Origin of the sequence: Arthrobacter sp. NPDC057009, assembly GCF_042673905.1 — a bacterium.
Lineage (GTDB): Bacteria > Actinomycetota > Actinomycetes > Actinomycetales > Micrococcaceae > Arthrobacter.
Genome location: NZ_JBHUSB010000013.1, coordinates 128,460 through 137,373, shown reverse-complemented (window position 1 = coordinate 137,373; position 8,914 = coordinate 128,460). Strand labels below are relative to the sequence as shown.

Annotated in this window: 10 protein-coding genes; 7 read left to right on the top strand and 3 right to left on the bottom strand. The window is 62.1% G+C overall.

Annotated elements, in window-relative coordinates:
* Positions 1–226 precede the first annotated feature (226 nt).
* The 4 genes from ACFTR6_RS14870 to ACFTR6_RS14855 all read left to right on the top strand — a co-directional run bounded on the left by ACFTR6_RS14870 (position 227) and on the right by ACFTR6_RS14855 (position 3,743).
* Positions 227–526, top strand: a complete 300-nt coding sequence (locus ACFTR6_RS14870) for a hypothetical protein (protein WP_140416319.1) — start codon at positions 227–229, stop codon at positions 524–526.
* A gap of 687 nt (positions 527–1,213) precedes the next feature.
* Positions 1,214–2,035: a hypothetical protein gene (locus ACFTR6_RS14865; RefSeq protein WP_377958454.1), complete on the top strand. Its 822-nt coding sequence runs from the start codon at positions 1,214–1,216 to the stop codon at positions 2,033–2,035.
* 101 nt (positions 2,036–2,136) lie between these two features.
* Positions 2,137–2,751, top strand: a complete 615-nt coding sequence (locus ACFTR6_RS14860; RefSeq protein WP_377958453.1) for an RNA polymerase sigma factor — start codon at positions 2,137–2,139, stop codon at positions 2,749–2,751.
* The gene (locus ACFTR6_RS14855) at positions 2,748–3,743 is read left to right on the top strand and encodes a CU044_5270 family protein (RefSeq protein ID WP_377958452.1); all 996 of its coding nucleotides are present in this window, start codon (positions 2,748–2,750) and stop codon (positions 3,741–3,743) included. The genes ACFTR6_RS14860 and ACFTR6_RS14855 overlap by 4 nt, the downstream gene beginning before the upstream one ends.
* A gap of 25 nt (positions 3,744–3,768) precedes the next feature.
* Here the strand turns inward: ACFTR6_RS14855 and ACFTR6_RS14850 are convergent, their stop codons facing one another.
* Both ACFTR6_RS14850 and ACFTR6_RS14845 read right to left on the bottom strand, forming a co-directional pair.
* A complete protein-coding gene (locus ACFTR6_RS14850; RefSeq protein ID WP_087871891.1) occupies positions 3,769–4,692 on the bottom strand; it encodes a pseudouridine-5'-phosphate glycosidase in 924 nt (307 codons plus the stop codon).
* 73 nt (positions 4,693–4,765) lie between these two features.
* A complete protein-coding gene (locus ACFTR6_RS14845) occupies positions 4,766–5,716 on the bottom strand; it encodes a lipid kinase (RefSeq protein ID WP_377958451.1) in 951 nt (316 codons plus the stop codon).
* A 687-nt stretch (positions 5,717–6,403) separates the two neighbouring features.
* Here ACFTR6_RS14845 and ACFTR6_RS14840 point away from each other — a divergent pair.
* The 3 genes from ACFTR6_RS14840 (at position 6,404) to ACFTR6_RS14830 (ending at position 8,045) form a co-directional block, all read left to right on the top strand.
* Positions 6,404–6,841 carry a VOC family protein gene (locus ACFTR6_RS14840; RefSeq protein WP_087871894.1) on the top strand — a complete coding sequence of 146 codons (438 nt, stop codon included), beginning with the start codon at positions 6,404–6,406 and terminating at the stop codon, positions 6,839–6,841.
* A gap of 73 nt (positions 6,842–6,914) precedes the next feature.
* Positions 6,915–7,403 carry a GNAT family N-acetyltransferase gene (locus tag ACFTR6_RS14835; RefSeq protein WP_377958450.1) on the top strand — a complete coding sequence of 163 codons (489 nt, stop codon included), beginning with the start codon at positions 6,915–6,917 and terminating at the stop codon, positions 7,401–7,403.
* Positions 7,404–7,481: 78 nt separating this feature from the next.
* The gene (locus ACFTR6_RS14830) at positions 7,482–8,045 is read left to right on the top strand and encodes a DinB family protein (protein WP_377958449.1); all 564 of its coding nucleotides are present in this window, start codon (positions 7,482–7,484) and stop codon (positions 8,043–8,045) included.
* 54 nt (positions 8,046–8,099) lie between these two features.
* Here the strand turns inward: ACFTR6_RS14830 and ACFTR6_RS14825 are convergent, their stop codons facing one another.
* Complete coding sequence (locus ACFTR6_RS14825) at positions 8,100–8,870, bottom strand: NAD(P)-binding domain-containing protein (RefSeq protein WP_377958448.1); 771 nt, start codon at positions 8,868–8,870, stop codon at positions 8,100–8,102.
* Between the last annotated feature and the right edge of the window lie 44 nt (positions 8,871–8,914).

Here is an 8,914-nt window from a genome sequence, read left to right as displayed (position 1 = left end):
CCAAGAACAACGCCATCAAAAAACTCAACAGCCTAGGCTTCAACGTCACCATCACCCCGGCCACCGCAGCCTGACGAACCTTACTTTCGTATTAGACCTAGCCGGTTGTGCCGTGAAGGGTTCCTCGTGAGGGCTTAGTGTTGCCCAGCCCTACTGCTTGTACGCCAACCCGCCGCATGCTTAGGTGAATTAACGGCGGCACCAGCTGCCCGTAGTTGGGGGAGAAATGGCTAAAACAGGAACTTCCGTGATGTACCGGCGAACGCTGCGGGCGGGAATTATCGTGGGCATTGCCGGTATCGTCATCATGCTCTTCACGAATACGTTCATGCAGAATATCGGCACGTTCACCTACAACGGTGCCAACGTCGTCTTTTACGCCATAACGCAGATTTACTTGCTCGTCCCGGTGGCCTGCATGCCCTTTTCAGCGGCACTTGTTTCAGCCGCCTTGGTAATGCGTCATTTGGACACCTGGGATGTGGAGCGGATCCGGCGGGAACCTGCAGACGAAAACCCGACCTAAGCGGTTGCTGGCGACGGCCCACTGATGAGGGCGGGAGCTCTTAGCTTACCCCTGCCAGGTAACTGTCAGGATTGCTCAACCATTTGCGACACACTTAGGCAGGTGGCGGACAGGTATAGGGTATGAGTCATTTATCGAGGGCCGCTGACAGGGCGGATGCCTTCCGGTCGCTATACGAATCCTCATACGCCGACCTGCTGAAGTTCGTTCAGCGTCGAACCGAGCCGGCGAATGCTGAGGATGTAGTCGCTGAGGCATTCTGGTCGTCTGGAGGCGCTTCTCTGAAGTGCCCGCGGATGAAAACAATGCCCGGGCTTGGGTCTTCGGAATCACGCGGAATCTCATGCTGAACGCTCAGCGTGGAGAACAACGACGTCAAGCACTAGGCGTACGGCTCGCTGAATCGGCACCGGATTATTTCAGCACCTCCCATGCTGATCTGGTCAGCAGTCGGATCGATCTAGGCCGCGCCTGGGCGCTTCTTTCTGAAGTCCATCAAGAAGCCCTGGGACTCGCCGTCTTTGAGAACCTTGCCGCGCCGCAGGCAGCCAAAGTCTTAGGAGTCTCGCCCGTGGCTTTCCGTCTGCGACTGACCCGCGCAAGACGGGCCTTGCGGCTCCTCCTTGACCACCTCCCGCACCATGCTTCCGACCTGCCGGCGGCAACACCCGAAAAGGCGTCAACGCTATGAAAAGTGCTCAGAACCTCGACACACTGCTCCGCTCGCTGGACGCAGCAGAGCAAAGCCCGCCGTCGAACCCTGCCCGGGCGCAAGCCGACCTGAACCGCATACTCAGCTCCCAGCTAGCTCCCGCCGCATCCAGCGGCGGATTGGGACTCAGCCGCGAGTTGGCCAAGGCCAACCGGCGACGGCGGGCTGTCACTCTTGGCGGTCTGGCAGCAGCCGCGACCGCCGGGTTACTGGTCATGCCGGCGATCTCAGGAGAAGGTGACCCGGCCTTCGCCACCTGGACAGCAGTCCCTGGGACACTTATCGGCTCAGAACGTGACAACGCCGTTTCGGACTGCCGCAGATCAACACAACGTGTGGGTGGAGGCATGTACTCAGCCGAGCATTCAGCAACAGAAGTAGCCATTGCCGAGCGGCGGGGAGCCTGGGTGACGGTCATCCTCAGCGGTCATGACGGTTTTGAAGCATCGTGTACCACGGACGCCACGGCACCGTGGTTCGACAAAGGGTCGTTCGGCTCTGTCGGAAAACCGAAAAACGTGACGGCACTGCCTGCACGAAGTATTGCTCCGACTCAACTCGGAACCGGAACAATCGCAGACAAGCCCATCTCCCTCGCGTCAGGTCGTGTGGGAGCCGATGTCGCAGCCATTACCTACACCAGCGCTTCCAAAGAAGAGGTGACCGCAACCGTCGCGAAAGGTCACTTCGCCTTTTGGCTGCCGGGTAACGACCTGCAAAACGCTTCCAATCAGGGAGTGCCAGTTAAAGTGACCTACAAAAATGGTTCCACCGAAAAACAAATACTCGACTTCTGATTGATGTCGGCACGACACTCCCCCGCGTGTGTCGCCAAGCCTTTGGGAAAATTGGTTCCCCGAATCATGGAACCGAATGCGATGGCCGGACACTATGAGGTATGGGTGGGGAATCGGATGTTTCAGATGAGGTGCTGTGGCGCCAGGTTATCAACGGTGATGGTGAAGCTTTCGGGCTCCTTTTCGACCGGCATCATGAACGCGTGGGGCGTCACGCCCTGAAAATCCTGGGCGTTCCCCACTTGGCGGAAGAGATAACTGCCGTTGTTTTTTATGAGGCGTGGCGTCGGCGCGCCAACATCCGGATGGTCAGTCACTCGATGCTTCCCTGGCTGTTAGTAACCGCCAACAACATCGTGCGTAACCACGTCCGCCAGCAACGGCGCTACAGGCACTTCCTCAGTCAGCTTCCGGCCCCGGAGGACGCGGCCGATATTGCAGACGGCGTGGCGGAAGCGGATGACGCGAGAATCATGTCTTCTGCCGTTCGGGAAGCCTTCGCGCAGCTCAAACCCCGGGAACGCGATGTGCTGACACTGTGTGTGATTCAGGGCTTGGGAGCACGGGAAACCGGCGTTGCGCTAGGCGTAGCCGAGGGAACCGTGAAGTCCAGGCTTCATCGGGCGAAATTACGGCTTGGGGCTCTGTTCGGCGAGATAGCGCGTGAGCAAGAGCCAGAGGCCCAGACAATTCTTGGACGGAGAACACCATCATGAGCACCTTCCAGTTCCAAACAGACCGTCAGGAAGCCCTGCGCCAGCAGCTCGTCGAGCTGCCAACCCTCGCCGGCGCTGAAGACCCTGCCAGATACAGGCCACACAGAGAGCCGCACCCCCTGTCCAGGAGCCGCGAGTCGAGCACTGCGCCCACGGACCATGCACGTGCCCGTGCTCGGCTGCCCCGGCGTATCCTGCTCACGGCAGGTGCGGCCGCTATCGGCTCCATGGTCGTCGGTCACACCGCCGTGATCGCCCAGAGCGCCCATGCGGCTGGCGTTTTGCGCGACGCTGCCGAACGCACGATTAGCTTTGTCGACCCGAAACCGAAACCAGGGCAGTACCTCATGGTCCGCACGCATGCGAACTGGCTCGTCTCCGGGATCGACGCGGCGGGAAACCAGACAAACTCGATGAATGTCCAGACTATCGACGTCTACGTTCCCGGAAACCCTGCCGAGGAATGGGTGCTCCGGCGCGACTGGGGCGACGCCGGCCCGGTGCCGATGGACATGGAAGTCATCAAAAGCAGGGACGGGAATTTCTATGGAGGAGGTCCCTGGTCACTGCTCTCCGCGGAGGAGATCGCCGCATTACCCAGGGACGGCCAAGCCCTCTACGACCACTTCAACTCCCGATACACAGGAGGGTCGGCCTCCCGGGACGAAGACAACTTCGTCCGGATTACCGACCTTCTGAGGACAGGACTCATTCCCGCTGACCTGCGCGCCGGCCTCTACAAAGCCTTGGCGCTCATCCCCGGTGTCAACACCAGCGAGCAAACCAACTTCGACGGCAAAACGGGCATCGCCATCGGACGAGCAGAAGCGCTTCGCGCCGGACAAAGAGCAGAAATCATTATCGACCCCAGCACGGGCCTGGTCATCGGTGAACGAACCATCATGACCTATGCAGCCTTCGGTTTCGGAGCCAACGAAATCGTCGGGCACACCGCCGTCGACTACACGATCGTTAACTCAGCCCCAAAGTAGACGGAACCCGAACTGCTTCTTCCAGTTACCGCGTCAGCGCCATGGCGACTTCGCCACCGAGGGCCACGTTGCCGCGGTAGACATCGACATTGACATTCAGGCTGCGCCCGTTCGTAGCGCGCTGAATAAAGTCCAGAAGGAACGGTGTGGTGTCCTTGCCGTTGATCCCCTTCTCCTCTGCCTGTGCCCACGCCCGGGAGAGAACGACGTCGAGCTCGGCCGGAGGGAACTGCTTATCCTCTGCGATCGGGTTTGCCAAGAGAATGGCCGCTTCAAGGCGCAGGTCATCGCGTGCCCTGCATATTGCCGCAACCTCCTCAGGAGTTTCGACCGCATACTCGATCTCAAACCCCGAGTCGGCAACATAGAAGCCGGGGTACTTCTTGGTCCTGTAGCCGACGACGGGGATGTTGAGCGTTTCAAACCGTTCCAGGGTGGCCGCTACGTCCAGGACGGACTTCACGCCGGCGCTGACGACGACGATCGGGGTACGGGCCAGCGTCGTCATGTCGGCAGACTCGTCGAAAGATGTTGCCGCACCGTGGTGAACTCCACCCAAGCCGCCGGTTGAAAACACTTTGATGCCGGCCCGGTGGGCCAGAAACGCCGTCGCTGCTACCGTGGTGCCGCCGTGGAGCTGAAGAGCAGCAGCGACAGGAAGATCCCGGAGGCTGACTTTCCTCACTCCCCCGTCATGGGAAAGCGACGAGATCTGCTCGTGGCTGAGCCCCACCGTCGGAACGCCGTCGAAAACACCGATCGTTGCAGGAACGACTCCCTGGCTACGGAGGCGATCCTCCGCCTCGACAGCAACGTCGAGATTGCGTGGACGGGGAAGGCCGTGGGTGAAAATGGTCGATTCCAAAGCGACGACAGGACGCCCTCCGGCAACGGCTGCGGCCACTTCCTCCGCTACATGGATGGCGGCGTTGCTGCGGGCCGATGACACAGCTGGTCTCCCTGTGGCTACTGATGACTCGATCTTCTGCTCGCTCACTGGACTCCCCACTGCGCCCGCCCGGTTATTCCTGCGGCGCACGCCGTCCATCAAGCAACGCGCTGGTGCTGCTCTGCGGTACCAGGATGTGCACGGCGTTGCGCTGGATGGTGAAGTCGGTCGGCGTGGCAGTCGCCAGCTCGCCGTCGAGGTTCACCGGCAGGGAGGGTTCCGTGGCCACCCGGACACTTCGGGTGGTCAGGTGGTGTACCCGGTCATTGTTGATGAAGCTTCCGTCCTTGAGCATCCGCGCGATCTTCAGATGCTCCCACGGCGGTGCCGCCTCGATGGCGTAGATGTCGAGAGTGTGGTCGTCTATCCCTGCCGTCGGCGAGACCATACTGCCGCCCCCGTAGTGCCTGCCGTTGCCGACGGCCACCTGCAGCAGGTTATCGAGCTCCAACGGCTCGCGGTCCCCCTCGGGGAACTCGAGCCGGGCCCGGAACGGCCGGTGACGGCCGTAGGCGCGCAGGGTGGCGACGCCGTATGCCAGCGGCCCCATGCGCTTTTTCAGGGCGGGACTGAGAGCCTGGGTAACACCGGCCGACAAGCCAACGGAGGCGACGTTGAGAAACGGCCGGCCGTTCGCCCGGCCCAGGTCGATATCGACCACCTTTCCGTCTGCGACGGCCGAGCATGCCCCAGCCAGGTCATTCGGTATCTCCAGCGTGCGGGCGAGGTCGTTGGCGGTGCCCAGCGGTAGGACGGCGAGCGTGACATCGGTGCCGGCAACCCGACCAGCGGCGCAACTCACCGTCCCGTCGCCGCCACCAACCACGATCAGGTCGTGGCCATCGTCAACCACGCGATCGAGCGTCTCGGCCAGCTCCGCCCCCGACAGCACCTGGTGCACGGAGCTGATCGGCACTCCTGCTTTTTGCATCCTGTCCACCGCGGGGCCGTGCACAGCCGCACCCCGGCGTGATCCGGCATTAATCACCACGGCAGCAGAGCGCGCGTCTCGGGCAACCTTCATGCCGGACATGTTAGACCGCCCAACTGAGAAGTCCCTGCGAGCGTCGAGCAACTTCTGCGAGGCCTTCGAGAGAACTACCGGAAGGGAGGCTCTTTCCCCTGCGGGAGAGGTAATACTCCTTGGGCAGGCGTCATGGTGAACCACCCATTGTCCCGCTGGGTCGCAAAAATGATGACCCGTTGATCGGTTTGAAGCGGGTCGCCTTCCGGATATGACTCGCCTCCAGTGCAGGTCTGAGGAGTGGATGAGATACGGAGGGGTCCATCTCCAGGGTCGCCTTTGAGGACCCGCTCAACTTCTATGAGGTGGGTCGTGGCCTCGTAACCGTAAATGCTCGTTTCGCCAACCTCGCCCACGGAATTGCCGATCAGCACCATGCTGGCGTCGTCGTATTGTGCTTGCGGGGTCTCAAACCAAACCCAGTCAACGCACGTTTCGGCACCACTGACTGGAATGAGATCGCACCCGGTTCCAAGCACACCCGCCACGAGCACTGCCGTCGCCAGAGATGTAACTTTCCCCATGGCTATGAAGCTACGCGCAGTCGGACAACCGCACTACTGCGTCCGCCCAGTTGCAATTGAAGCGAGACCGACCTGCAGGGAATGAACACCATCCTGTGATGCAACGCTTGACCGGGTCCCTGTCCTATGGACCAACAGTGCTCGCCTCGGTAGCGTGCAACCCATGACCATCAGACTTGAGAACGTCGGCATCGCCGTTCGCGATCTCGAAGCGACCATCGCATTTTTCACCGACCTCGGTCTCACCGTTGTCGGCCGTGACACCGTGAGTGGTGAATGGACCGACACCGCCGTCGGCCTTGACGGCAATCACGCCAAAATTGCCATGCTCCAGACGCCTGACGGCCATGGCCGCCTTGAGCTCTTCGAGTACATCCACCCGGAAGCGATCGAGACCGAGCCCACTCGTCCCAACGAGATCGGCATGCACCGCGTGGCGTTCTCAGTCGATGACATCGACAAAGCCCTGGAGATAGCCGCCAGGCACGGCTGCCATCCGCTTCGCGGCGTGGCGACCTACAAGGATGTCTACAAGCTCACGTACGTCCGCGGACCTAGCGGCATCCTCGTGATGCTCGCCCAGGAACTGAAGAAGAACTGATGGCAGGATCGCGCCACCAACGGCATCCCACGGCCGAGGCATAGCGCCAGTTGGTTCGGGCGCGCATCATTGGATGGTGCGGATCGTCGACTACACGCCGGAGTATCGGGAAGAAGTGCTCGCGCTTTCATTGCGGGCCTGGGAGCCGGTATTTCCTTTGGTTCGCAATGCTGTACCCGGCTTTGTCTATGAGGCCTTTTATCCGAACGGGTGGAAGGAACGCCAGTACCGCGACATGGCAGCTGTGCTCGATACTGAGCCGGAGAATGTAGCGATCGCTCTTGAGGGGAACCAGCTGCTGGGTTGGGTTTGTACCCGGCTGCACCCGGAGGACAGCATGAGTGAGGTGCATGTCCTGGCGGTGGATCCCGCTCACCAGCGGAAGGGAGTTGGCCAGGCCCTCATGGAGCATTCTTTCGATGCAGGCCGCAGGGCCGGCATGAGCATGGTGCTCGTAGAAACGGGTGATGATCCTGGCCATAAACCTGCCCGGCGCGCCTATGAAGCAGCCGGTTTCGAGCGATGGCCGGTAGCACGCTACTTCAAGAATCTTGCCGAATGACGTCAATCGGCGCTTAGTGGACTGAAGAACCACTCCACGCCAAACAGTAAATCGCCCCGTATCCCGAGGAGGCATCCGTTGAACGAACAGGCTGGCCAGCCCGACCAACCAGACCCCGAACCGCCACTGGCCGGCGACGAGACGGCTACCCTGCTGGGATTTCTGGAGCGGCAGCGGGCGACCTTCGCCTGGAAGACCAGAGGGCTCGACGCCGCCGGTCTGCGGGCTACCCTCGGCCGTTCCTCGCTGACGCTGGGCGGCCTGCTCAAACACCTGGCCCGCTTCGAGGACGACATGTCCACCGAATGGCTGCATGGCCGCAGGCAACTTCCGCCATGGAACGCCGTGGACTGGGACGCCGACCCCGACTGGGACTTGAACTCGGCCAGCGAAGACTCGCCCGAACAACTCTATGAAAGGTGGCGCGACGCGGTGACCCGCTCCCGCGCCCTGTTCGCGGAGGCACTGATGGAGGGCGGCCCGGGACGTCAGGGCATGGTTACCTCAAACCCCAGCATCGAGCTTCCCAGCCTGCGCTACATCCTGCTCAACATGATCGAGGAATACGCTCGCCACAACGGCCACGCCGACCTCATCCGCGAGTCGGTGGACGGCCTCGTGGGACAGGACCCGCCGGGATGAATGTGTCCACCGTCGTGCCGGGTGAAGGCCGGTCCTGCCGCCGACCATTGATTGCTACCTCCGAGTGATCCTTGCCAGCACCGCATCCAGGCCGGTCTGCACAGCATCGTAGGTTCTCGCCGCTTCGAGGTGGCGTGCGAACTGCTCGTTGAGCCCGCCGGGCGTGGTGTGCGCCTGCGCCAGGGCTGCGAAGTCGGCCCCAGGTGACTCGAGCTCGCCGGACAGTGCGGCGAAGGTGTCGGCGACGTAGCGGCGTGCGGCTGCTGACGGGACGCCCCGGCCGGACAGCCAGCCTGCGATCGTTCCGAGGTAACGAAAGTATGCCGCGACCGTGCCCGATGCTGCCGAGACCGATTCAAATGCCAGCTCGTCGTCGATCTCCATGCTCCCGCCAAGCCGGTCGTAAAGCCCCGTTGCCGCCGGCGTTGCAGGGTGCACCGGTGTCAGGCTTCCGCGGGTGGCCACGGCGGGGAGCGGGATGCTTCGTGCGATGTCCGTCGCTGGAGCAACCAGACCGGCCAGCTGCCCGACGGGGAAGCCTGCTATCGCACTGACGACGGCGTGGTCAGCGCGGAACTGCAGTCCAGCCAGTACCTCCGCGGCGTGGCTGGGCAACAGGCAGACCACCACCACGTCGCTGCGGTCCACGACCTGCTGGTTATCCGTCGCCACCCGCACCGAGGGGAACCGGGCCGCGAGTTCAGCCGCACGTTCGGCGTTCCTGGGGGAAAGCATGGTCGACGGCGGCTCGGCCGCTCCGTCGCAAAGTCCGGTGACGATCGCCGTCGCGATTGATCCAACTCCAAGTACGCCATATGAGGTCACCGGATGACCCTACCCCAGGACCCACGACGGCGGCACGGTCCTAA

What these genes read in the sequence shown, in the direction of transcription:
- ACFTR6_RS14840 (WP_087871894.1), top strand. Translation starts at nt 6,404, where the DNA reads ATGACCATCAGACTTGAGAACGTCGGCATCGCCGTTCGCGATCTCGAA.
- ACFTR6_RS14870 (WP_140416319.1), top strand. Translation starts at nt 227, where the DNA reads ATGGCTAAAACAGGAACTTCCGTGATGTACCGGCGAACGCTGCGGGCG.
- ACFTR6_RS14860 (WP_377958453.1), top strand. Translation starts at nt 2,137, where the DNA reads ATGGGTGGGGAATCGGATGTTTCAGATGAGGTGCTGTGGCGCCAGGTT.
- ACFTR6_RS14835 (WP_377958450.1), top strand. Translation starts at nt 6,915, where the DNA reads ATGGTGCGGATCGTCGACTACACGCCGGAGTATCGGGAAGAAGTGCTC.
- ACFTR6_RS14865 (WP_377958454.1), top strand. Translation starts at nt 1,214, where the DNA reads ATGAAAAGTGCTCAGAACCTCGACACACTGCTCCGCTCGCTGGACGCA.
- ACFTR6_RS14855 (WP_377958452.1), top strand. Translation starts at nt 2,748, where the DNA reads ATGAGCACCTTCCAGTTCCAAACAGACCGTCAGGAAGCCCTGCGCCAG.
- ACFTR6_RS14845 (WP_377958451.1), bottom strand. Translation starts at nt 5,716, where the DNA reads ATGAAGGTTGCCCGAGACGCGCGCTCTGCTGCCGTGGTGATTAATGCC.